Origin of the sequence: Armatimonas sp. (assembly GCF_043757465.1) — a bacterium.
In the GTDB taxonomy this organism is placed as follows: Bacteria; Armatimonadota; Armatimonadia; order Armatimonadales; family Armatimonadaceae; genus Armatimonas.
In genome coordinates, this window is the sequence record NZ_JAYVPL010000131.1 from 1 (window position 1) to 23,199 (window position 23,199).

At 59.5% G+C, this 23,199-nt stretch carries 23 protein-coding genes; 17 read left to right on the plus strand and 6 right to left on the minus strand.

The window, feature by feature from the left end:
• From ACH2ED_RS18070 to ACH2ED_RS18145, 16 genes are all read left to right on the plus strand, one after another.
• Window positions 1-240, plus strand: a 240-nt coding sequence (locus tag ACH2ED_RS18070; RefSeq protein ID WP_395094091.1) for a hypothetical protein, incomplete at its 5' end; no start/stop codon positions are given.
• Window positions 224-841, plus strand: a complete 618-nt coding sequence (locus ACH2ED_RS18075; RefSeq protein WP_395094093.1) for a hypothetical protein — start codon at window positions 224-226, stop codon at window positions 839-841. The genes ACH2ED_RS18070 and ACH2ED_RS18075, both read left to right, overlap by 17 nt.
• Before the next feature lie 9 nt (window positions 842-850).
• Window positions 851-1,165: a hypothetical protein gene (locus tag ACH2ED_RS18080; RefSeq protein WP_395094095.1), complete on the plus strand. Its 315-nt coding sequence runs from the start codon at window positions 851-853 to the stop codon at window positions 1,163-1,165.
• Window positions 1,162-1,401: a type II toxin-antitoxin system VapC family toxin gene (locus tag ACH2ED_RS18085; RefSeq protein WP_395094096.1), complete on the plus strand. Its 240-nt coding sequence runs from the start codon at window positions 1,162-1,164 to the stop codon at window positions 1,399-1,401. The genes ACH2ED_RS18080 and ACH2ED_RS18085 overlap by 4 nt, the downstream gene beginning before the upstream one ends.
• Before the next feature lie 15 nt (window positions 1,402-1,416).
• Window positions 1,417-4,350, plus strand: a complete 2,934-nt coding sequence (locus tag ACH2ED_RS18090; protein WP_395094097.1) for a hypothetical protein — start codon at window positions 1,417-1,419, stop codon at window positions 4,348-4,350.
• A 177-nt stretch (window positions 4,351-4,527) separates the two neighbouring features.
• Entirely contained in the window at window positions 4,528-5,211 is a 684-nt protein-coding gene (locus ACH2ED_RS18095) for a hypothetical protein (RefSeq protein ID WP_395094099.1), read from the plus strand.
• 47 nt (window positions 5,212-5,258) lie between these two features.
• The gene (locus ACH2ED_RS18100; protein ID WP_395094101.1) at window positions 5,259-6,008 is read left to right on the plus strand and encodes a dolichyl-phosphate beta-glucosyltransferase; all 750 of its coding nucleotides are present in this window, start codon (window positions 5,259-5,261) and stop codon (window positions 6,006-6,008) included.
• Complete coding sequence (locus ACH2ED_RS18105) at window positions 6,005-6,889, plus strand: metallophosphoesterase (protein ID WP_395094102.1); 885 nt, start codon at window positions 6,005-6,007, stop codon at window positions 6,887-6,889. Before ACH2ED_RS18100 ends, ACH2ED_RS18105 begins: the two co-directional genes overlap by 4 nt.
• 4 nt (window positions 6,890-6,893) lie before the next feature.
• Entirely contained in the window at window positions 6,894-7,895 is a 1,002-nt protein-coding gene (locus ACH2ED_RS18110; RefSeq protein ID WP_395094104.1) for a hypothetical protein, read from the plus strand.
• A gap of 3 nt (window positions 7,896-7,898) precedes the next feature.
• Window positions 7,899-9,194 carry an alpha-L-fucosidase gene (locus ACH2ED_RS18115; protein WP_395094106.1) on the plus strand — a complete coding sequence of 432 codons (1,296 nt, stop codon included), beginning with the start codon at window positions 7,899-7,901 and terminating at the stop codon, window positions 9,192-9,194.
• A 9-nt stretch (window positions 9,195-9,203) separates the two neighbouring features.
• Complete coding sequence (locus ACH2ED_RS18120) at window positions 9,204-10,052, plus strand: alpha/beta fold hydrolase (protein WP_395094107.1); 849 nt, start codon at window positions 9,204-9,206, stop codon at window positions 10,050-10,052.
• Between the two features lie 53 nt (window positions 10,053-10,105).
• Window positions 10,106-10,954 (plus strand): deoxyribonuclease IV, encoded by an 849-nt coding sequence (locus ACH2ED_RS18125; protein ID WP_395094109.1) that lies wholly within the window; start codon window positions 10,106-10,108, stop codon window positions 10,952-10,954.
• 66 nt (window positions 10,955-11,020) lie between these two features.
• On the plus strand, window positions 11,021-11,455 hold the full coding sequence (locus ACH2ED_RS18130) for a hypothetical protein (RefSeq protein WP_395094111.1): 435 nt from the start codon (window positions 11,021-11,023) through the stop codon (window positions 11,453-11,455).
• 2 nt (window positions 11,456-11,457) lie between these two features.
• Entirely contained in the window at window positions 11,458-11,667 is a 210-nt protein-coding gene (locus ACH2ED_RS18135; RefSeq protein WP_395094112.1) for a helix-turn-helix transcriptional regulator, read from the plus strand.
• Window positions 11,668-11,730: 63 nt separating this feature from the next.
• Window positions 11,731-12,336, plus strand: coding sequence for a Uma2 family endonuclease (locus tag ACH2ED_RS18140; RefSeq protein WP_395094113.1), 606 nt, complete (start codon window positions 11,731-11,733; stop codon window positions 12,334-12,336).
• Window positions 12,336-14,138 (plus strand): alpha-mannosidase, encoded by a 1,803-nt coding sequence (locus ACH2ED_RS18145; protein WP_395094115.1) that lies wholly within the window; start codon window positions 12,336-12,338, stop codon window positions 14,136-14,138. The genes ACH2ED_RS18140 and ACH2ED_RS18145 overlap by 1 nt, the downstream gene beginning before the upstream one ends.
• 13 nt (window positions 14,139-14,151) lie before the next feature.
• Here ACH2ED_RS18145 and ACH2ED_RS18150 read toward each other — a convergent pair whose 3' ends face one another.
• Together ACH2ED_RS18150 and ACH2ED_RS18155 are read right to left on the minus strand one after the other, a co-directional pair.
• On the minus strand, window positions 14,152-15,270 hold the full coding sequence (locus ACH2ED_RS18150) for an anti-sigma factor family protein (RefSeq protein ID WP_395094117.1): 1,119 nt from the start codon (window positions 15,268-15,270) through the stop codon (window positions 14,152-14,154).
• Entirely contained in the window at window positions 15,263-15,808 is a 546-nt protein-coding gene (locus ACH2ED_RS18155; protein WP_395094119.1) for an RNA polymerase sigma factor, read from the minus strand. Before ACH2ED_RS18155 ends, ACH2ED_RS18150 begins: the two co-directional genes overlap by 8 nt.
• A 222-nt stretch (window positions 15,809-16,030) precedes the next feature.
• Here ACH2ED_RS18155 and ACH2ED_RS18160 point away from each other — a divergent pair, with 222 nt between their 5' ends.
• Entirely contained in the window at window positions 16,031-17,611 is a 1,581-nt protein-coding gene (locus ACH2ED_RS18160) for an aldehyde dehydrogenase family protein (RefSeq protein WP_395094121.1), read from the plus strand.
• Between the two features lie 9 nt (window positions 17,612-17,620).
• On the opposite strand, the gene ACH2ED_RS18165 is transcribed toward ACH2ED_RS18160, so the two are convergent.
• The 4 genes from ACH2ED_RS18165 to ACH2ED_RS18180 all read right to left on the minus strand — a co-directional run bounded on the left by ACH2ED_RS18165 (window position 17,621) and on the right by ACH2ED_RS18180 (window position 23,181).
• A complete protein-coding gene (locus tag ACH2ED_RS18165; RefSeq protein WP_395094122.1) occupies window positions 17,621-18,361 on the minus strand; it encodes a sugar phosphate isomerase/epimerase family protein in 741 nt (246 codons plus the stop codon).
• A gap of 39 nt (window positions 18,362-18,400) precedes the next feature.
• Window positions 18,401-18,736 carry a protease inhibitor I42 family protein gene (locus tag ACH2ED_RS18170; protein WP_395094124.1) on the minus strand — a complete coding sequence of 112 codons (336 nt, stop codon included), beginning with the start codon at window positions 18,734-18,736 and terminating at the stop codon, window positions 18,401-18,403.
• Between the two features lie 4 nt (window positions 18,737-18,740).
• Window positions 18,741-20,168, minus strand: coding sequence for an amidohydrolase family protein (locus tag ACH2ED_RS18175; RefSeq protein ID WP_395094125.1), 1,428 nt, complete (start codon window positions 20,166-20,168; stop codon window positions 18,741-18,743).
• Between the two features lie 166 nt (window positions 20,169-20,334).
• Window positions 20,335-23,181, minus strand: coding sequence for a DUF1553 domain-containing protein (locus ACH2ED_RS18180; protein ID WP_395094126.1), 2,847 nt, complete (start codon window positions 23,179-23,181; stop codon window positions 20,335-20,337).
• Window positions 23,182-23,199 lie beyond the last annotated feature (18 nt).

Genomic DNA, 23,199 nt, shown 5'->3' on the forward strand with positions numbered 1-23,199 from the left:
TATAATCAAGGGCTGAGTCATTTCGTAGATGGGAAAGGCATTTTCAGCATTCATAGCAAACTTGGGCAAACGCCTGAAAACTGGGAAATTCGGTCTTCAAAAAAACAAATGCGGTTCCCCTGTCTTCCTGAATCGAAAGTAGCCCTATGCCCACACGCCGTGACCCTATTCTTTCTCTGCTCTGGAAAACGGGAAGAGGGGAGAGAAGGGGTAAAATGGGCGTATGAGACAGCCTTTTAATCTTCCGGCATCTGTCAAGAGCTTTCATGACTACTTCAACCTGAGTGCCTCCACAGAGAATATTGCCGAGGCACTGGGCTACTCGTTTGAACAAGCCTCGCTGGTGCTTCCCCAAAGTGAGGCTATCCCTGAATGGGTGGCTTCCCTTGCGGAGCGCCTGCGCCGTCTACTTCCTAACATCACGCTGGATAGTGAAGCCGCCCGCCGTGAGCTTCTCATCTCTCCCGTTTTAATCGAACTTGCAAATGCGCTCAACCTCAAGCTACGCCTTGAGTTCAATGTAAATATCAATGAGCAGCTTCATGGGAGCTTGGACTACTTGCTCCAGACAAAAGACCACCGTTTTCTTGTTGTCGAAGCCAAAAACGCCGACACATCGCGGGGCATGAGCCAGCTTGTCGCAGAAATAGCCGCACTAGATCAGTGGACGATTTCTGAGGAACCTGTGCTCTACGGTGCTCTTTCGACGGGCGACATCTGGCGTTTCGCTCACTTAGAGCGCGGCACCAAAACCATCACCCAAGATGTCAACCTCTTCCGCGTCCCCGCCGATCTGGCTGAGCTTTCGCGGGTGCTGGTGGGAATTCTGGAAGGCGTATAAAATAGAGGCATGCTAACCATTACCGTGGAGGGCGAGCTTGAAGCCCGAATCAGAGCACGGGCGCACCGTGCCAAAAGTGAGCCTGATAACTTTGCTCTGGCGACTCTGGAGCGTAGTCTGGAGGAAGAGAAAGACTGGGTGGAGTTGGAGAACGCCCTGGTACGGCACGGTGGAAAAGGTATTCTCCCCGCCCTCCTCCCGGATACTCCCACAGAAGCACAGTCGCAAATTCTGGGTGCTTTCGCTGATGATTCTGAGTGGGAGGCTTTTGAGGAAGCCATCGCCCAAGAACGTGCCCTTGCCAACGCTCGTGAATCGGAATGAGTGCCTATCTGCTGGACACGGACACCGTGTCGCTTCTCTTTCGCCCCTTAGAGGAAATCTACCGTGCCATGCCCGCCTCACTCCGTCGTGTTGGCAGTGGCGATTGTAAAATCGCTGCGACGGCGCTTCACTACGACTTGATTGTGGTGACACGAAACCTGCGCCATTTTGGACAAATCCCCGGAATCACGTGCGAGGATTGGACACAGCAACGGGAAGGAAAACCCACGCTCTAAAACGAAAGTAGCCCTATGCCCACGCGCCGCGACCATGTTGTTTCTCTGCTCTTGAAAACGGGAGTACTGTGCACTGCTGTCTATCTGGGGCAGCGGCTGGGGCTAGCGGGAGTCGCCAGAGACCTCGGGCCAGTCGTCACGATGAGCGCGATTATGATGACGGAGGCGGCCAAGTCCTACATTGGGGAGACGGGGGCGGCGAGCTTCGCAGATGCGTTTGTTCACCCGAAAGAGCACAAAAAAGAGCACGATCCGCACCGGCAGATTCGCAACCACGATATTCACGAAGTGGCGGGCGTGGCGATTCAGACACTGGTTGAGGTCTACGCTAAAGAGCATTCCGAGGACAGCGAGAAAGTCTGGCTGACGGATCGGCTGAAGCGGCACTTCAAGACGCGCTGGGATGCCTTCGATCCGAACACAACCCCGGAGCTGGACTTTCTGCAAGGGCGCTTTGTGACAAGCCTCTACAAAGATGGCCCCGAGGCGCTCTATGACCCTGAGCGGCTGAAGAGCGGCGACTGGGAGACGTTGCTTCTCTACATGCTGACGGGCATGGACGAAGCGGCCTTGGTTGCAGAAAGCTCCGATAGCCCGGAGCGCATTGCAGGGTTGGTGGCGTTTGTGGAGGCGAACTATGCGACGGCTTTCACGTATCTCCTGCGCCATAACCAAAAAGCGGGCTATGGGGTGCTGCTGTTTCTCCAGAGCGAGCTGCTGAAGCAGACGGGGGAGATTCATGCCAGTATCAAAGCGCTGGCAAACCCACAGCCCGAGCTGAACCGCTTTGAGAACCTTCGTGCCACGGATAGTCGAAACGTGGTCTATCTCTTTGAGCGACAGATCAGCCCCTTTCATGGGTATGCCAGCACCTGTGATGCACTTCAGGAGTTTCTCAATGGTCAGGGACTTCGGTGGGCACGGCTGACCGGACGAGCGGGAACAGGGAAGAGCCGGGTGGCATTGGAGCTGATGCGATACGCGGCCTCGCAGGGGTGGCAGACGGGCTTTCTGCGGCGCGATCATGCTTTCAATGCCTGGGAGAGCTGGAAGCCCCTGGTTCCGACTCTGATCGTGGTGGACTATGCCTTGCACCGCAAGACCCATATCGGCAATAACGAGATCGGGCTGGGGCAGTTGCTGGAGCTACTTCAGGCGCGCCTTGCGGAGCTTGAGGTTCCCGTGCGGGTGCTGCTGGTGGACCGAGATCGGGAGCCGCATGTCTGGGCGCGGTTCTTTGAAGGCACTTCGTCGGTGGTGCAGGAAGATGAGCACAAGGATGATGCCCTGCACCTGGCACCACTCGCCCCGGAGCATCGGCTAGCGATTCTACGTGAGGAGCTGGTGCGCCTCGAAACCAGGGTTCCCAGCGATCTGCCGGATGTGCTGACACGGCTGGAGCAGCGTCTCAAGGAACCCGCTCGTCCTCTCTTTCTGCTCTTTGCCGCCCGTGGCATTGCGGAGGGAGGCGATGAGAGCGACTGGTCGGCGGAGGGTTTGGTGGAGGTGGTGCTGCGGCTGGAGAAGCGGCACTGGTACGAAGATGGTGTCAATGGCGCACACCTCAACGCCTTGGTTCTGGCGACTCTGGTGGGTTCGTATACTCTGAGCGACCTCTCTACCGAACAGAAGCTAGCCGCAAGTCTTCCCCTGGTGGCGGACGACGATCTGCTGACGACTCTCTGTGCGCTGGGGGATGGCTACAACGATACGGTGGGTGAGCTTACCGGAATCCGTCCTGACCTGGTGGGCGAGCTTCTGATTCTCCAGCGTCTGGCGGGAGAGTTTTTGCTCAACGGGCAGATTTCTCGCTCCAACCAGGAGATCAGTAAAGCGGGAGTCATCACACAGACGAAAGCTCTTATCACTCTGGCATGGGCGATGAACGCCGTTGCCACGGCGGAGTACCTGGATCGCACAACAGAAGACTACCTCTTCGACCGCGTGTATGCCCCGACAGTTGAGCTACTTTGCCAGAAGCCCACGGGTGATCTCGCGGTTCTACTCTGGAGCTTCTTAGTCGCGCCATTTCTTCTCTTTGAGTGGGCAGATCGTGGAATGTTAGACAAAGCCCGTCCCTATCTAGTCGAGATACAAGAAAGTAGCCACGCACTTGTTGAGTATGCCAGGGGGCTTTACAGCGCGACGGCTAAAGCGACCAGCGTTACAGAAGCCACCCCTTACCTTAACGAGCTACGGGAACTCGCAAAACAGAACTCACAAAACAACGAGATAAAGATAGAACTCGCAACAGGGCTTTACTACATATCCAACGCAGCGCCTAACCTAATCGGGAGAACCCCTTACCTTAACGAGCTACGAGAACTCGTAAAACAGAACCCACAAAACAACGAGATAAAGATAGAACTCGCAAAAGGGCTTTACAACACATCCAACGCAGCGCCTAACCTAATCGGGAGAACCCCTTACCTTAACGAGCTACGGGAACTCGCAAAACAGAACCCACAAAACAAAGAGATAAAGATAGAACTCGCAAACGGGCTTACCAACACATCCATCGCAGCGCCTAACCTAATCGAGAGAACCCCTTACCTTAACGAGCTACGGGAACTCGCAAAACAGAACTCACAAAACAAAGAGATACAAACAAGGCTCGCAACAGGGCTTACCAACGCGACGGCAGACGCGACCAGCGTTACCGAAGCTACCCCTTACCTTAACGAGCTACGAGAACTCGCAAATAATTTTCCAGAAGAGGGAGGCATTCTGAACCTGCTTTTCCGGGGCTGGACGATCACTTCGCTCAGGCCAATCCCCCAGGACGAATGGATGGCCTGTGCCGAGGTGCTGGCTGCCCTGGCACAGCAGCTCAGTCAGCGGCAGGATGCGGTGGAGGAGTGGGTGCAGTTGGTGCAACAAGTGATGACTCATTATGCAGAGACGGCGACGGGGCGGATGTTTTCGCAGTGGCTCACGCCGCATTCGTAGGATAGCGCGGTGGGGTAGAATGAGAAAGCGGAATAGTTCCAGGTCGTATAGAAATTGTTCCAAGGCATATAGAAATGCTTTAAGGACACAGAGAAATAGCTCAAGGACAGCCCGATAAAGCAGCAAGAGCTGGAGAAATTTCAGACGGACAACGAGACTTAAGGGAAGGATAGAGAGATGGAAACGACAGAGAGTAAGAAGACAAAGAAGTTTACGATTTATACAGCGGAGGCCGTTCTCCTGCGAGCGGAGCTTGCTATTACGGGCACACAGAGCGACCCGGAGATCCTGGCGCTTGTCGCGGCGTTTGGCTACGACAGCGCGGCCTTCACGGCGGCGCAGGTGCAGCTCGATGGGGTGCAAGCCTTTATCATCACCGTGCAGCAGGCACGCGCCGCGCAGAAACAGGCCACGCAGGATGTCACCATCGTCTTCTCTACCGCACGTCTCGCCTGCTCCGACCTTGCCACCGTCGCCCGTGAAGCCCTCAAAGGCGATGGTGCCGCCCTCACCAGTCTTGGCCTGAGCAAGGGCAACCAGCCGCAAGCCCTCGCCGCGTTTCTGCTCTACGCCGACAAGCTCTTTGCAGGCGCACTCGCCGCCCCCGACGATGTAAAAGCCGCGCTGGCCGCAAAGGGCTACACGGCAGCGAAGCTCACAGCGGAGAAAGCCAAAGTCACGGCGCTGCACGCCGCCAACCAGGCACAGGAGCAGGCCAAAGGCACCTCGCAGAACCTCACGCCCCAGCAGCAAACCCTCCTCAGCGAGCTTGATGACTGGACCATGACGTACCGAAAACTCGCCCGCCGTGCGCTCCGCACCAGCCCCCAACTTTTAGAGAAACTAGGCATCAAGGCATAAAATAGCCCTGTTGCTAAATTGGCCGGTGATACAATACGGCAACGTCCATGCAGCTCTCGATTGTCATCCCCGCCTACAACGAAGCAAAGCGTCTGCCTCGTACTTTGGAAGCGACTCTGGCCTATGTGCAGGCACGAAAGCTCGACGCTGAAATTCTTGTGGTGGACGATGGCTCGCGCGACGAAACCGCACGTGTGGCCGAAAGCTATCCCCGTGTCACGGTACTGGGCTACGGCGGCAATCGGGGCAAGGGCTACGCCGTGCGTTACGGCGTTCTGCGCGCTGCTGGGGAGCGTGTGCTCTTCATGGACGCGGATCTCGCCACACCTCTTGAGGAGCTGACCAAGCTGGAAGAGGCGCTCGACAGGGGCGCGGACTACGCCATCGGCTCGCGGCCCTTGCGCGAATCGGAGCTCACGGTGCGCCAGCCACTCTTGCGCGAGCTTTGCGGTCGGAGCTTCAATAAGATCGTGCAGCTCACGGCAACCCCCGGTATCTACGACACCCAGTGCGGCTTTAAGCTCCTCACCCACGATGCGGCGCAGGCGATTTTCTCTCGCTGCCAGCTCGATGGGTTTAGTTTCGATGTCGAGGCAATTTTCCTGGCGCGGCGGCTAGGTCTCAAGGTCGCTGAGATCCCCGTCCGCTGGGCGCATCAAGAAGGCGCGGCGGCATTTGCGACGCGCAGTGCGTACCTCAAGGCGGGCCTGCGGATGCTACGCGATGTGGTAAAAATTCGCACCCTCCATGCGCACGTCGAGCCGGTTACTTCTAAGGCGGCACCGCTCTCCCAATGAGTAGGAAGCTACTAGGCATGACGGCAGGAGCCGCTGCGGGACTCGCGGCCTATGCGCTGAAGGTCGAGCCGCTTTTAGTAGAAGTGACCCACACGGAGCTTTTCCTGCCGCGCCTACCCGCCGCCTGGGACGGACTCTCGATTCTGTTTCTCTCCGACCCGCATGTCTGTGAGTTTGGCGAGCGCGAGCGGCGCGTGGTGGCGCTCTGCGCGGAGCTGGAACAACCGGATCTAATTGTCTGGGGCGGCGATTTCTTGGGAAACTCACGGGGCGTCGTTCCCGCCGTCAAGCTCGTCACCGAGATCGCCCAGCTTTTCCCAGAGACTCCGGCATTTGCGATCTGGGGCAACGCGGAGCATAAGATTCGCAAGGAGCGCCGCGCCTGGCTCGAAGCGCTTTTAGCCGAAACGGGAGTCTGCACGCTGACCAATGAGAGCTTGCCGCTCACGCTACGCGGGGCGACCATCACGCTTGCGGGCTGCGACGATCCTTACTACGGCCACGCCGACTTAGACACCACATTTGCAGAGCTTACCCCGGGGCGCTTCACTCTCTTGCTGGCGCACTCCCCGCAAGTGGCCGCACTCGCGGCACGGGCGGGTGTGGACTTAATGCTCTCCGGGCACACGCACGGCGGGCAAGTCCGCTTCCCCCTCCTTGGCCCCTGGAAGACTCAGAACCCGCTCAGCCGTCTCCTAGACTGCGGCGCATTCGACCCGACCCGACTCACGAAGATTCTGGGCTACGATCCTGGCGGGGATCTTACTACCTACATCTCGCGCGGCATCGGCCTGGCCTTCGTCCCGTATCTTCCCTGGCTCGCCCCTCGATTTAATTGCCGCCCCGAAGTGGCACGATTGACGCTTCGTTGCGTACAATAGCCCTATGATCGTGGCAACTGCGCCTGGCCGCTGTGGCGTGCTGGGCAACCCGACCGACATGTACGGCGGCTCCGTTATCTCCTGTTCCCTTTCCGAGCGCGCCGAGTGTTCCCTCGCCGATTCTGATACGCTGATTCTCGAAGCCGACAATGGCGAGCAGCAGACGCTGACTTCGCTGGCCGATTTGGAACCCTCTGCTGACTTCCCGCGTTTGGATCTCGCCAAAGCCGTGCTCAAGGGTATGGGTGTGATTCCAGGCGAAGTCAGCTTTCACTTAACGACGAGCACGGAGATTCCGATGCAAGCGGGGCTGGCGGGTTCGACGGCGCTTATGGCGGCAGTCTACGGCGCGGTCTCTCAAAAGCTCGGACGCGTGGAGCACAAATATGCTATTGCTGCCGCGATTCGCAAGATCGAGTACGAGATTCTGGGGGTGATCTGCGGGTTTCAGGATCAGCACATGGCGGTCTTTGGGGGCCTCAACTACATGGACTTCCGCGACAAAGGCAGCCATCTCCCGATGGACGCGCAGCCCTATGCGACTGTCGAGCCGCTGATAGATTTAGTACCCCAGCCCCTGCCCTTTGTGCTGGCGCACACGGGGGTCAAGCACCACTCGGGGGCGGCGCACAAGCCCGTGCGCCAGCGCTGGCTCGACAACGATCCCGAGGTACGCGCGCTCTACGATCACTTCGTGCCGGAGCTGGCACGCAATGGCAAGAAAGCGTTCCTGGAAGGCGACTGGGCAACCATTGCGAAACTCATGAACCAGAACCAGGATGTCCAATTTCGCCTCGGGGCGAGCGGCGCGGCGGTGGATAAGCTGGTCGAGGTGGCACTGACAAATGGGGCGCTGGGTGCCAAGCTCGCCGGAGCCGGACAGGGCGGAACCGTGCTCTGCCTGACCTTTGAGCCCGAGCGCACGATTGCGGCCCTCAAAGCCGCCGGAGCGGGGCGGATCATCCGCCCCGTGCCGTCGGCGGGGCTGACAGTTCAGGTAAAATAGGCCATGTCACTGACGATTCCACAACCTGAGCCGACACCCGGCGACACGTCCTGGTTCACTCACGACCGCTTCGGGATGTTTATCCACTGGGGCCTCTACGCCCTAGGTGCGCGCCACGAGTGGCTCAAGAACTACGAGCAGCTCACCGACGAGCGCTACGAGCGCTACTTCAAGTTCTTCGACCCCGATCTCTACGACCCGGAGGTCTGGGCGAGCGCGGCAGAAAACGCGGGGATGAAGTACTTTGTGATCACCACCAAGCACCACGAGGGGTTCTGTCTCTGGGACTCGGCACTCACCGACTACAAGGCCACCAACACTCCGGCAAAGCGCGATTTGCTGCGCCCGATGGTGGATGCCTTCCGGGGGCACGGCCTCAAAACGGGTCTCTATCACTCACTGATTGACTGGCACCACCCGGATTTCGTGGTGGATGGTGTGCACCCCCAGCGTAACTCCCCCGAAAAAGACGCGCTGAACACGGGCCGCGACCAGAGCCGCTACGCCAAGTATCTGCACGGGCAAGTGCGCGAGATTCTCTCCGAGTTTGGCAAGATTGATATTCTCTGGTGCGATTTTTCGTATCCGCCGCAGAAAGGCCGTGCGGAGTGGGACAGCGAGAATCTCTACAAGCTCATCCGCGAGCTGCAGCCAAATATCATCCTCAATGACCGGCTTGACTTGGAGTCTGGGTGGGATATCAAGACCCCCGAACAGTTCCAGCCGCGCCAGTGGGTGCAGTTTCAGGGCAAGCCCGTCACCTGGGAAGCCTGCCAGACTTTCAGCGGTTCGTGGGGCTACCATCGCGATGAATCGAGCTGGAAGTCTTTAGAGATGCTGATCCAGATGCTCATTGACACGGTGAGCAAGGGCGGCAACTTGCTGCTCAATGTCGGCCCCACCGGGCGCGGCGAGTTCGATGTGCGTGCCCTAGATCGCCTCCAGGGAATGGGCGAGTGGATGAAGCGCCATAGCCGATCGATCTACGGCTGCACGCAGGCCCCCACCGAGCTCGGCGACGCGCCTCAGGACTGCCGCTACACCTACAACAAGGCGACCAATCGGCTCTATGTCCATGTGCTCGCTTGGCCGTTTGGTCAGCTCTACTTAGACGGCCTGGATCCCGCCCGCGTCGAGTACGCCCAGCTTCTGAATGATGCGTCTGAGGTGCTCATGAAAGACATCGAGCCCTGGCAACACGACTTCTCGGGCGAGAATAAGCGCGCCTCACTCGCGCTGCGCTTACCCATTCAGAAGCCTAATGTCACGGTGCCGGTGATCGAGATTTTCCTGAAGTAGGAGAGGTTTATGTTTGCCCAGGAAGTGACCATCCAGCGCGAGCTGACCTATCTCGCACCGGATCGCAAGGAGAAGCTCGATCTCTATCTGTCGCCAAGCCGTGCGCCGGGGACACGCTCGCCCGGCGTTGTGATTATCCATGGCGGCGGCTGGACGGGAGGCAGTAAGTCCGCGGGCCGCGAACTCAATATTGGCACCACCCTCGCACGGGCGGGCTATATCTGTATCAGCATTGACTACCGGCTGGACAAAGAGGGGCGCTGGCCCACCAATATTTATGACTGTAAGAACGCTGTACGCTATCTGCGCAAAAACGCAGAGAAACTAGGAATAGACCCCGAGCATATCGGCGTGATCGGCGGCTCGGCGGGGGGGCATCTGGCGCTGATGCTGGGAGTCACCGACGGCATGCGGGAGCTGGAGCCAAGTGCGCCCTACCCTGGCATCTCCAGTCGCGTTCAGGCGGTGGTGGATCTGTACGGAATCTCCGATATTCGTAGCCGCAAGCAGATCTCTCCCGATGGCACGCCGCTTGAGAAACGCGTCCCCTCCGATGCGGTCTTTGGTGATAAAGCGACGATCACCGACACTGACCGCGCCCTCGCGTCGCCGATGACACATCTGAGGCGCGGCATCCCCCCGATTCTGATTCTCCACGGCGATAGGGACACCACCGTGGACATTGACCAGTCTCGCGATTTAGACAAGCGCCTCACCGAGATGAAGCTTGAGCACCAGCTAATTATTGTCCCCGGCGCTGGCCACACGTTTGATTTGCAAACCTGGAACAAAAAGCCCCTCGCCATGGATCTGCGGCCTGTCGTCACGAGCTTCTTTGATCGGTGGCTGAAGCCTTAGACTGGCAGAGTAGCGCCTTTCCGTATCTGGGCTGATCGGGTAGTATCTATGCCATGCCTCGATTTCTTTTTGGAGCCCACACGGGTGTCGCGGGTGGCCTACACAATGGCCTGATCGAAGGAGCCGAGATCGGCTGCGACACGATTCAGATTTTTACGTCGAGCCCACGACAGTGGGCGGCAAAGCCCTTAACCGACGATGCCATTGCACTGTGGAAGGCGAAGGCGGCGGAGACGAAACTTTCTCCACTCATCGCCCACGACTCGTATCTCATCAACCTCGCCTCGCCCGATCCCGAGACGCGCCAGAAGTCGCTGAGTGCCTTTATTGGAGAGCTGGAGCGCGGCGAGGCGCTGGGGCTTGACTATCTGGTCTCGCATCCGGGGGCGCATGTCGGAAGCGGTGAGGAGGCCGGAATCGCCCAGATTGCGGCCTCGCTGGAGGAAGTGCACCGGGCGACGGCGGGCTTTAAGATCAAAGTGGCGCTAGAGACCACGGCGGCCAAGGGAACCACCCTAGGCGGCGTCTTCGAGCACTTCCCTGCAATTCTTTCCCGAGTTGCCGAGCCGGAGCGCATTGTCGTTTGTTTAGACACCTGCCATATCTACGACGCGGGCTACGACTTGGTGGGCGATCCCACGGGTGTCTGGGATAATTTTGCGGCAACCGTCGGGTTTGAGAAACTGAAAATCATCCATGCCAACGACTCAAAGTTTGGCCTCGCCAGCAAGCGCGACCAGCATGCGCACATCGGTGAGGGGACGATTGGCGACGCGGGCTTCGTGGCGTTTCTTTCCGACCCACGCCTGCCCGAGAGTCTCGCGCTGATCGTCGAGACGCCCGTGGATGACGACAAGGGGCACCGCGAAAATATCACCAAGCTACGGCAACTCTTAAATTAATGTAAAAAATATTTGACATCTTGTAAACTATAACGTACAATTTATTTGGAGGTTATTCCAATGGAGATGTCGTTTCGTGAGAAGAGTGCGTGGGCCTGTCTGGTCACAACCGGGGTAGTTTTTATCCCCTACTTCACGTTTATATTTCAGCTTGCCAGCAAAGGCGAGCTGATTCTCCCGCGAGTGATTGTCGCGTTTGTCGCCGCTGTTCTAGCACAGATCATTCTTAGCTCTGTCTACATGACCGTGATTGCCTTAAGCACCCGTCAGGAGCCACGCGACGAGCGTGATCTTGCGATTGAGAATCGGGCCTTTCGTAGTGCCCACTGGGTGCTCGTCGTTGCCCTTTGGCTTCTGGTGTTGGGGGGAGTCATGCTCACCCCTGTCTTTCCCAAGCTTATCTCCGTCGCCTTTGTGGGACAGCTTGCCTTGCTCAGCTTTGTCTTAAGCGAGCTGGTGCACTACGCCACTCTGGTCTACTACTACCGAAGGGGGTACTAGCCATGCCCATCCGCAACAATATCCGCAAGCTGCGCTTTGAGTACGGAGAGCTCACCCAGCAAGCACTCGCCGAAAAAGTGGGGGTTACTCGGCAGACCCTAATCGCCATTGAGGCCGCCAAGTACTCCCCCACCCTGGAACTGGCCTTTCGCATCGCCGCCGTCTTTGGCAAGCCACTCGACGATGTCTTCCAGCACGAGCCGGAGGTCTGAAACAAAAAGAGGGCAAAGCCCATCGCTGCTCTTCTCTGCCGTGATACCATGACGGTCACGTGTATGAACACCATCTTGCTCCAAAATGTCTCCTGGGAAACCTACCAATCCCTCCTTGCGGAAGCCGGAGAGAGTGCCCGTTTCACGTATAATCGAGGCTGTCTGGAGATCGAAATGAGTCCCTTGATTAAGCATGAAGCTCCCAAGCGCCTGCTGGAAATGCTTATAGAATTGTTTTGTGAGGAGCAAGAAATTCCTTTTCTCCCCGTGGGTAGCACCACGTTTTCCCCGCACGCCCAACAACAGGGAGCCGAACCTGATTCCGGGTTTATTTTTGGTGAGCGTGCGGAGATTACCGAAGACTATACCGAGCGCGATGCGGAGCAGCTCTACCCCGATCTGGTGATTGATGTAGATGTGACCAATCCCTCGGTGAGCAAAGATAGCCTCTATCACAGCCTCTGTGTCCAGGAGATCTGGCGCTGGCGGGGGAATAACCTCACGCTCTTAACCCGCGCCGAAACTGATTTTTCCCCCCTCACCGAGAGTCACTTGCTTCCTGGTGCAACTGCCTCCGCTCTCAGCGAGCTTGTCTTGCAGGGACAGAAAACCACGCAGCTTGCTTGGCGCAAGCAAGTCCGTGCCTGGGCACGCAGTAAAATGAACTGATGATTTCCCTGCACTTTCCCCTGCTATCTGGTGAGGGGCTTATTCGCCGCATGCTCCGTGAAAACTCAGGCACGCGTTCTGCGGAGAATGCCGCTCAAGCCCTCTCTCTGGCCGCGATTCCTGGTTACATGGCATCTCTGCCGCAGCTCCTGAAAAGCTGTGGGCAGCAGGTATTGTTGCTCCCTCAGAGTGCCGACCTGCTACCCCATCCCGCGTTTCGCTGGCGCGGCATTGACGGCACCGAGCTTCTCACACAGATTGGGGAGCGAAGAGACACAGACACCAATCTCCCTCGCTGGAGCGGCGAGCTGCCTCTGGAAATGTTAGAAATGCAGGGCGGGGGAAGCCTCATGACCGCCGAGCGAGCGCTGCGTGGAGCGGAGCTTTTCTCGACAATGGCAAGCGTCCAGCTCGGCATTGCCTACCCGAAAGCGACACTCGATAGGCTTTGGCGCGAACCGAGCGAAGGGGATGCACTCGCGCTTCAAGAAAACGCACTCGCCGAAATCTCCAAGAATATCGCCACGCCCACCGACTCCGTGATAGTCTTCAATCCCACCGACACGCTCCGGCCTGGCGATGCGTTTTGCGTGCGCCTGCCCGGTGACCAGGTGCGCAAGGGTCGTGTGCTCTTTAACGATGCCGAGGGCGAGCCGCTGAGCAGTCAGTTTCTGCGCATGGTGGGTAAGGAGCGGGAGTATCTGGTGCTTCTTCTCGATGTCGAGCCGCTGGGCTACCAGAGTATTGGCCTGGGCCGCACCGATGCGCCCGCTGACGAGAGCACAGTCACCGCCGAGGAAAATATTCTCGAAAACGACTTTGTACGCGTCACGCTGGATACCCACGGAGAGATCGCCTCGCTGCTTCACAAGACCGAAGACGGCGAGCGGGAGTCGCTGACGGCAACTGCGCGGCTGGTCGCCTACGAGGACAAGCCCAGCCCCCTCTCAGAGGAAGCAGAGGTCACCCGCTTTGAAGTTCTTGAAAACGGTCCCGTACGCGCCACTATCTTAGTCGAGCGACGTTTTCGCAGCTCCACTGTCACGCAGCGCATTCAGCTCTGGGCACACTCCGCGCGCGTTGAGATCGCCACCGAGCTTGACTGGCACGAGCACCAAGTTCTCCTCAAAGCCCATGTCCCCGCCACAGTTCTTGCCAGCCGCGCCACCTACGAGATCCCGTTTGGGGCCATCGAGCGCCCCACGCACACCAACACGAGCTGGGATGCCGCCACGTTCGAGGTCAGTGGGCATAAGTGGGCCGATCTCTCAGAGGGCGACTTTGGGGTGAGTATTCTCTCGGACACAAAATACGGCTTCGATGCCCGCGAGAACACTCTCTCCATAACGCTCCTGAAATCCAGCATCTACCCGGACCCCGACGCCGATCAGGGCCATCATCACTTCACCTACGCAATTCTTCCCCACACCGGCGACTGGCGCAACGAGACCGTGGACGAGGCCCATGCACTAAACTACCCGCTGCTTGCCCGCTTCGCCCCGAAGAACCTCAAAGCACCTCTTCTCCCCACCTATGATTTCGTGAGCGTGGACGACCAAGGCCTGATTATCGAGACCATCAAACGCACCGAATCCGAAGAAAATGCGCTTGTCGTGCGCCTCTATGAGGCTCTACAAACACGCGGCGAGGCCACACTTACCTTTGGCTTTAAGATTGCAGAGGCCTACGAGACCAACAGCCTCGAACAAGACCCCATGCCAGTTCCTTTCAAAGGCAACACACTCACGTTCCCCTACCGTCCCTTTGAAATCAAAACCTTCGTGGTGAAACCAGCAAAATGAGTTGAGTCCGCGATTAGGGAAGCTCCTCAGGTTTTAACTCTTTGACAATTAATGTCAGCTTTAGCTGGGGTTGTGATTTTGGTGTGGCACCGCCACCACCTCCCCCAAACCCACCCGCGCCCGATGCGGCAACTCCCTCTGCGCTAGGGTTGGCGCCGAAGTGTGGCTTCTCCGGTGCAGACGGTAGACGCTTACTCTCAGCCAGCTTGCCCAGGGCTTTCAAGCGATCCAGTAGCGCCTCGCGGCCATCGAGGGCCAGGCGTAGGTCGAGATCAGGCTGCTCACTGGCCAGCGTGACGGAGAGCTCCCCCGCCAGCTTGCGAATCGCTTCCAGGGTTTCGGCGCGCTTGCCTGGAGCCACGGTCAGCGTGTAGACCGAGGGCAATGCAATACCCCCGCCTGTTACCATCCTGCGTGGGCGTATCTCGAAATCGGCCTTGGGACTGCGATTGCTGTCTTTGTCGTTTTTACTCGCCGCTTCAGGCTCACCGTCGGAAAGTGGCGTGGCGGGCGCTGCGGGAGGACTCAGGCGCACTCTCTTCGCGGCGCTCGCTACCCCCTTAAAGTCTCCTGGGCTCACGGAGACAGGTCGTGAGGCCTTCAGCGAGGAAGCGCTCTCGTGCACAGAGGCAAGCGCAGAAGCTTTCCTTGCCTCTTGCTGAGAGTTCTGATACTGCATCGTCGCTCGTGGCTTCTGTGCCTTATTCTCATTAGCTCTAAGAGTGGCGGAAGCGATGGGACTCGAAGATGCCATGGGCTTCCCACTCTCGGGCACCCGCACCCAGAGCCAGAAGGCGCAGCCCATCGCCAGCGCTCCGCCCAACGCCACCAGGGGGCCGGGCCGCCGCCAGAACGGGAACAGGAGGGGGCGCGGGGCGGGTGCATCAGGCAGGCTACGGAGGATGCGGGCACGCAGGGCATCGGGGAGGACTGCGGCACTGGGAAGCGCTTCACTGAGCTGTACCGAGAGCTGGCGCAGGCTCGCCAGCTCCGTCTGACACGCAGGGCATGTGCCGAGGTGGCGCTCCACGGCGGCGCGACGCAGAGGCGGCAGCTCGGCATCCAGGTAGGCTTTCAGCTCCTCTTGTAGGGAGCTGCGACACTCCTGCACCGATGGTCTAGGCTCAGGCATGGACGTAGCCCTCCAGTTGCCCGCGAAGCTTGCGAAAGGCATGAAAGAGCCGCGACTTGACGGTGCCGACGGGCACGCCGATCGCCGTGGCACACTCGGCGTAGGTCAGCCCGTGCAGCTCGTGGAGCACGACAATCTGGCGGTGCTCCTCGGTCAGCGTGCCCAGTGCGGTCTCCAGGGTCGCGGCCAGCTCCTTACGGGCAACAGCACGCTCTGGGGCGTCGGTATCGGCGGTGGCCAGCGGGAGATCGTCGTAGGAAACGGCCTCCGGTTTCTGGCGCGCACGGTGTTTCAAGCAGTGGTTCATGGCAACACGGTAGATAAAAGTCGCGAGGGCGGCGTCCCCACGGAACTTGGGCAAGCTGGCATGCAGCGCCACAAAAATCTCCTGGGTCAGGTCGTCGGCATCGGCGTCGCAGCGGGCGTAGCGACGCGCAAGGCCATGGACCCGTCCACCGAACGTGTCCAAGAGCCAGGCAAACGCCGCCGTGTCCCCACGACGTAGCCCCACAATCCAGCGGGCCTCCTCCGATTTCATCTTCGCTCCTTTTGTACCAGAAAAGTGCAGAAAGGTTCATGGACACTCCCCCCGCTCCATTCGTTCCTCACTGCGCGACCCCCTCTCGCTCTGTTTCCGACTTCGTCGGGACGAGAGGGGGTGAACCCACCCCTCCCCCTGCCCCTCCCTTCGCCCCTCGGAACGAGGGTTTCGGGCGAAGGGAGGGGCAGGGGGAGGGATGCCGGGTACAATAGCTTCGCTATGTCTACCCTTCACCCAGTCCTGATCGCCGGGCAGTGGCGCACCGCCACCGACCCGACCAGCACGTTTACCGCTACCAACCCGACCACCGGCCAGCCCCTCACCGAGGACATCTACCCTGTCTCCAGCCAGGCGGACGTCGATGCCGTACTCGTCGCTGCCGCCAAGGCTGCGCCGCTGCTGCGTGCCACAAGCCCCGAGACCATCGCCGCGTTTCTGAACCGCTACGCCGATCTTCTAGAGGCAAATCGTGAGGCGCTGGTCGCCGCGGCCCACGCCGAGACGGGCTTTCCTGCCGAGCCGCGCTTAAACTCCGTCGAGCTTCCGCGCACCACAGGCCAGCTCCGGCAGGCCGCCCAAGCCGCCGTTGCACGAAGCTGGACACGCCCGGTCATTGACACAAAAGCCGGGATTCGCTCGATTCACGAGCCGCTCGGGGGCGCGGCGCTGGTCTTTGGACCCAATAACTTCCCCTTCGCCTTCAATGCCATCTCCGGCGGCGATTTTGCGGCGGCGATTGCGGCGCGTTGCCCTGTCATTGCGAAAGTACACACCAGCCACCCAACGACCTCGCGCCTTATGGCCGAGTGCGCCCACCAGGCCGCCACCGAGATCGGCTTGCCCACTGGTGCCATTCAGGTGCTCTACCGGATGAACCACGCACTCAGCCTCGGCATGATCGAGAACCCCGGCATTGCCGCCGTGGGCTTCACGGGCAGCCGCTCGGCGGGAATGCAGCTTAAAGAAGTCGCGGACCGCTACGGCAAGCCCGCGTATCTGGAGATGTCGAGTGTGAACCCGGTTTTTGTGCTCCGCGACTACTTGGAGGCAAATCTCGAAGCACTTGCCGGTGAGTTTTTCACGAGCTGCACCATGGGCACCGGCCAGTTCTGCACCAACCCGGGCCTCGTTGTCTTGCCCACAGGCCCACTCGGTGATGCGTTTGTGGCAGCGGCGGCGGCGAAGTTCAGCGCGGGCAAACCCGGCGTACTGCTCAACAAAGGCGGGCGCGATGGTCTGGCTGAGGCCGTCGAGACCCTCAAAGCTGCCGGGGCGAGTGTAGTCTGTGGCGGAGAGATTGTCGGCGACGATCCAGGCTTTCGCTACACCAACACGCTTCTCACAGTGACAGGCGCGCAGTTTATCGCCCACCCCGAGGCGCTCCAGACCGAGGCATTCGGCCCCGCCAGCCTTTTGGTGCTCTGCGAGAGCGGCGAGGAGATGATCGCTGTCACGAATGCACTAGAAGGCAATCTCACGGGCACGGTCTATGCAAGCGACGAGGGCTCCGATGATGCGTTTTATAGCCGCCTCGCCCCAGCGCTACGCGTGAAAGTGGGGCGGCTTCTCAACAACAAGATGCCCACGGGAGTCGCCGTTAGCCCCAGCATGAACCACGGCGGCCCTTTCCCCGCCACGGGCCATCCGTACTTCTCCAGTGTCGGCATTCCCCACGCCATCAGCCGCTTTTCGATGCTCTGCAGCTACGACAACGTCAAGAACCACCGTCTCCCCGCCGAATTGCAAGACGGCAACCCTCTGGGCATCTGGCGCTTAGTAGACGGCGACTGGGTGAAATGAACCGGTCATTTAGAGCCCTTTAAGAATCCCGCGCACGTAGCCCACGGACTCGGCGAGGCCTAGCACGGGATCCTTGGCGTCTTTTTCGTACTCAAAGCCGACATTGCCGGTGAAGTTGATGGCGATCAGCGCCTTCAGAATCGAGGCAATGTCGAGTCCGCCGCGCCCCACTTCGATGGGCTTGCCGTTCGGAGCGACCACACTCACGTCTTTCAAGTGAATATCATAGACCCGGTCGCGGCAGTCGAGAATTGCCTTTGCGGGGTCTTTCCCAGCGCGCGCACAGTGGCCGACGTCCACGCACAGCCCGATGCGCTTGTCAAAGCCCTTGGCGGCGTTGTAGGCCTCGTAGGGCGTCGGGAAGTTCTTGTCCTCCGGCCCGTGGTTATGAAGCGCGAGTTTAATATCGTACTCCTTCACCATTTTATCGAGAAGTGGAATGGCATCCAGCGGCGGGGCGCAGACCATCGTCCCAATCCCCGCGGCCTTGGCATACTCGAACGCGGCCCGCACATCTGCTTCGTCGTTTTTCATTCCGACATTGCCACAGGAGAGCGGCGTGATTCCCGCCGCCTTGAACTTCGCCACAATCGCCTTTAGCTCGTCCGGGGTCGCCTTCATCGGCAGGTGCGAGTCTTTCAGGGAGCAGGTCTTCACGGCCAGCCGCTGGAGAATCGTGATCGCCGCGTCGGTGGGGAGCATTCGTAAGGTGTAGGTCGCCACCCCGATATTGAGTGAGTTTGCTTTCATGATTTTAGGGTTCGCCATTGGTGAGGAAAAACCCTGCCCCTATTTCTGCACCACAATCCGCACCTGGAAAGTCTTGTCGGTGTTGAGCTTTTCCTCAAAGCCGCGCAGATAGAGCAGGCGCAAAAATCCCCCCCCAACACTGTCCGCCTTGAAGGTGAAGGTCTCTTTGCCACCCACCCCACTCATGTTGGGCTTGTGCGGATCCGTGACGTACTTACGGGCGACAGGAGTCCAAGGAGCCGGGCCGGTCAGTAGATACCAGCTATAGCCGGTGGTGGGATTCGCAGCGAGCTGAAGGGTGAACGTCTCCCCCAGCTTAATGCCAATCTCTTTGCCCCGGTCAGCCTCAGTGATCACACGTGGTTTTGTTTGCATGGTTTTATTCTATCCGAGATCGCCTAAGGACGCGCCCAGGGTGCGACCCGGTGAGCTGGCTGTTTCGCAGCACGGGGACGCCGTTAATCAGCACGTCCGTGAGGCCAATGGGCTTGGCCTGAGGATCTTTTGTCGTCGCCATATCGGTGATAGTTTTAGGGTCAAAAATCACCAGATCGGCTTTCTTGCCCGGAGCGACCCGCCCACGATCGGTGAATCCGAAGCGCTGTGCAGGCAGTGCACTGGCCTTACGAACGGCTTCTTCGAGCGAGAGCACACGCTGCTCTCTAACGTACTTGCCTAGAATACGCGGGTAGCTGCCGGCACCGCGGGGATGCGAGCCGCGCAGGCCACCATCGGTGCAGAACATGATCTCGGGATGGCGAATAAAGGCCTGTAAATCACGCTCCTGCATCGCCGTCACGACCACGCCAACCGCGCCCTTGGTCGCCGCCACCATCTCCATCGTGAGCGTCACCGCATCTTTCTTCTGCTCTAGGGCGAGTGCTGCCAGTGTCTTGCCCTGCCAGCTCGGCTGGGGTGCGTAGCCGGTGATCAGGATATTCTTCGCCCCGCCCACTTCGGCGAGCGCCTTCTCCCAGAGACCGCGCTTATCCCACTCGCGGGTTGTGAGAAGCACAATAATGCTGCTTTGCCAGTAGGTGTAGGGATAGACATCGGCTGTGATGCTCACCCCGCGCCGCTTCGCCGCTTCCATCCGCTCAAAAACTTGCTGCGTCTTGCCCCAGACCGGCGATGAGCCCAACTTGATGTGCGAGATCTGCGCCGGGACACGGGCCTCGGTGGCGATCTTGATCAGCTCATCGAACGAGGTGAGCGCCCCTTCTTCTTCGTCGCGCACGTGGCTGATGTAAAACCCGGCCAGCTCGGCCAGCGCGATCAGCTCCTCCGTCGTCGAATAAATTCCCGGATCGTACTCGATGCCCGAGCTGAGCCCCAGCGCCCCGGCACGCACTTCTTGCGCCACGAGCGCCCGCATCTTGCGAATCTCGTCGGGGCGAGCGGTGCGCTTGTAGTCGTCGCCCATCACTTTGCCACGCACGGTGCCGTGGCCCACGAAGCTGGCAATATTGAGGGCGGGCGGCGTCTGCTCCAGCTTGGCGAACCACTCGGCGAGCGGGAAGTTATGCCCACCATCCTGCCCCACCAGGGCCGTCGTAATCCCCTGGCGTATCTGCGTCTCGGCATCGAGATTGGTAAGAAGCCCCCCATCGGCGTGGCTGTGGGTGTCTATAAATCCCGGTGCGATCACTTTGCCGTCGGCTTCAATGACCGTAAGCTCAGCCCCCCCCGCCCCCGATAACGGGGGAGCCAGAGCGGTGATAGAGTCGCCCTCCACCAGCACATCGGCGCGGCGGAGCTTGCCGCCACTTCCATCGGCGATCAGGCCGCCACGAATGAGATAGGACATGGAGGGATTATACCTGCTACGGTCTACGCGAACCCACCCGCCTCGAACCCACCCGGCCAGAACCCACCCGCCTCGTTCCTCGGCACCCTCCCTCAGGGCAGAGAGGGTCGGCGCAGTGAGGAACGAACGAAGCCGGGGTGGGTTCCGTTAACTTGGCTGGCCGAGCTCAGTCCAGATACAAAAATTCGCTTAAGTTCAGTAGCGAGAGGCACAGGTAGGTCTGGGCTTGTGTGTCCGTGGCTCCTTTGAAACGCAAGGTGTCTATGAGCCTTGTGCAGCGGGCGAGCTCGGCTTGCGTCGGGTCGCGCTGGGTGATGAGGGAGAAGGCGCGCTTGACGAACGGGACGGGGCGGTCGGTGACGTCTTTCTTGACGCGTGTGGCGAGGACTTGCGCTTGTTGGTTCATCAGGGTCGAGTTGAGCATCGCCAGCGCCTGCGTGGGCTGGACGGTGGCAAAGCGAGCCGGGTTGGTCCGGTCAGTCTCGGCGGCGTCGAAGCTCTCCAGCATCGGGTAGAGAAGCGAGCGCTTGACGAAGATATAGATGCTGCGGCGGTTCTTGTCCTCGGGTTTCATGCGATCCGGGTACCAGTCCTTGCCGGGAATGGACTGCCCCGCCAGCACTTCTTTCTGAATATCCGGGTAGACCGAGGTGCCGAACTGTTGCAGGTTGAGATTGCCACAGACGGCCAGCACGGAGTCACGGATCTCCTCGGCGCTCAGGCGGCGCATATCGAAGCGCCAGAAAAAGTTATTTTCCGGGTCGGCTTTCAGGGCGCTTGGATTGCTGCGCGACGACATCTGGTAGGTGCTCGAGAGAAGAATCAGGCGATGAATGGCCTTCATACTCCAGCCTTTGACCACAAACTCCGAGGCCAACCAGTCCAGCAGCTCCGGGTGGGTGGGCGCCGCGCCCTGGAAGCCGTAGTCGTTGGGCGTGCGGACGATGCCGCGCCCGAAGTGTCCCTGCCAGAGCCGATTGACCATCACGCGTGCCGGGAGCGGGTTGGTGGGGTCGGTGATCCAATGGGCGAGTGCCGTTCGGCGGCCTGCGCTGGCAGCAAGAGGGTTGGGTTTGGCAATTCCGCCACCCACGCAGCTTGGGAACCCCGGCTCGACTTTCTCGCCCGGCGTCTCCCGGCTGCCACGCTTGAGGATAAATGTCTCAGCGGACTTCGGGCCGGTCTCGGTGACCACCAGCATCTTATTGACGGGCACCTCGGCCTTCTCTAGCTCCTCCACTTCCTTGGTCAGCTTCGCACTCTCCGCCACCTGCGTGGGATCTAGCTGACCTTTGTAGGCGGCGAACTGCACGGGAATTCCCAGAACACTGGTATTTTTTGCGGGCGAGAGCGGACGGCGGGCAAACCCTGGCCCGGCCCAGGCCACGTTCAGTCCAAGCGGCGAGGTACCACTCTGGAAATACTCTAATCGCAACGCCACTTTCCCAGCGGGCAATGTTAGCTTGGCCCTCTTCTCACTGCCCTCGCCGTGGGAGCCATCGTCCTCGATCAGCTTCTGGCTGTTCACCAAGAGCCGCGAGCCATCGTCAGAGTCCGTCCAGAAGGTGTACTCCCCGGCGGCGGGTGCGTTGAGGGTGCCCGTAAAGAGCTGGGCAAAGCTCGCGTCGCGCTGCTTCACCGAGAGGTCCAGGTTAGCTGCCGTTCCTGAGGCGGCGGGCGTGAGCTTATCGAAGTTCGGGAGCTTGTCGAAGCTGCCTTCGTAGTACTTCCATGTCACGTCTGCGAGATCGGCGGGGTTGAGAAGGGCATCGCGCTTTTGCAAAAACTCCTGCTGAAGCGCTACGATCCGCGCCTTCTTGGCGGTTAGTTGCTCGGCTTTCTCTTTGACGCGCTTTTCGTAGTCCGTCTTTTCCGCATCGCTCTCGAAGATGATTTTCTCGTCGGTGGGGCCGCCATTTTTAAAATAGTTGATGTTCTGGAAGATCGCCACGAACTGATAGTAGTCTTTGGTGGGAATGGGGTCAATCTTATGGTCGTGGCAGCGAGCGCAGTCCAGAGTCAGCCCTAAGAAAGCCTGGCCCACTGTCGTAACAATGTCATCAATGCTATCGTAGCGAGACTGCTCGGCGTCCACCGGCTCGTCGTCCCAGACGCCTAAACGATAGAACCCCGTGGCGATCTGTGTCTCGTTATTGGCATCGGGCAGCTCATCGCCTGCGAGCTGTTCGGTGAGAAACCGATTGTAGGGCTTGTCGGCGTTGTAGCTCTTGATCACATAGTCACGGTAGCGCCACGGCTGCGGCTTGGGGTTGTCGCGCTCGTAGCTATTGGTCTCAGCAAATCGGACTAAATCCAGCCACTGCCGCCCCCACTTCTCGCCATAGTGCGACGAGGCCAGTAATTTCTCCACCAGCTTCTCATAGGCTTTCGGGTCCGTGTCGCGCTCAAACGCGGCGACTTCCTCGGGCGTGGGCGGCAGGCCAATCAGGTCGTAGGTCACGCGGCGAATCAATTCGCGGCGCGAGGCCGGGGCACTGGGCAGGAGCTTCTTGCTCTCAAGCTTCGCAAGCACAAAGGCATCAATGGGATTCTTCACCCACTCGCTCGCCAGCACGTGATTCTTGACTTTGGGAATAGTAGCGCGCTTCACGGGCTGGAACGACCAGTGTTTTTCACCCCCCTGCCCCCGTCCGACGGGGGAGATTGGGGGCGGGGCGCTCAGCGGCCACTTCGCTCCGCTCTTAACCCATGCCGTCAGTGCTTCTTGCTCCGGAACCGCCAGCTTACCGCTCGGGGGCATCTTGACCTTGCCATCATAGCGAACCGCCGCCAAAACTTTCTGGGCTATCGCGGCATCGAAGGCCTTGTCTAGGCGAACACCACCCTGCGCCGCGTGCTCCCCGTGACAGGTCACGCACTTGGCGAGTAGAACCGGTCGGATTTTCGACTCGAAAATCAGCTCCCCTGCCGGGCGGGGGCGGGGGGGTTGGCTCCCCAGTGCCGCCGTCGCCAGCAAAATTGCTCCGCTAAGAATTCCCCATTGCCTACGCATTTCAAGGCTATTATGCCT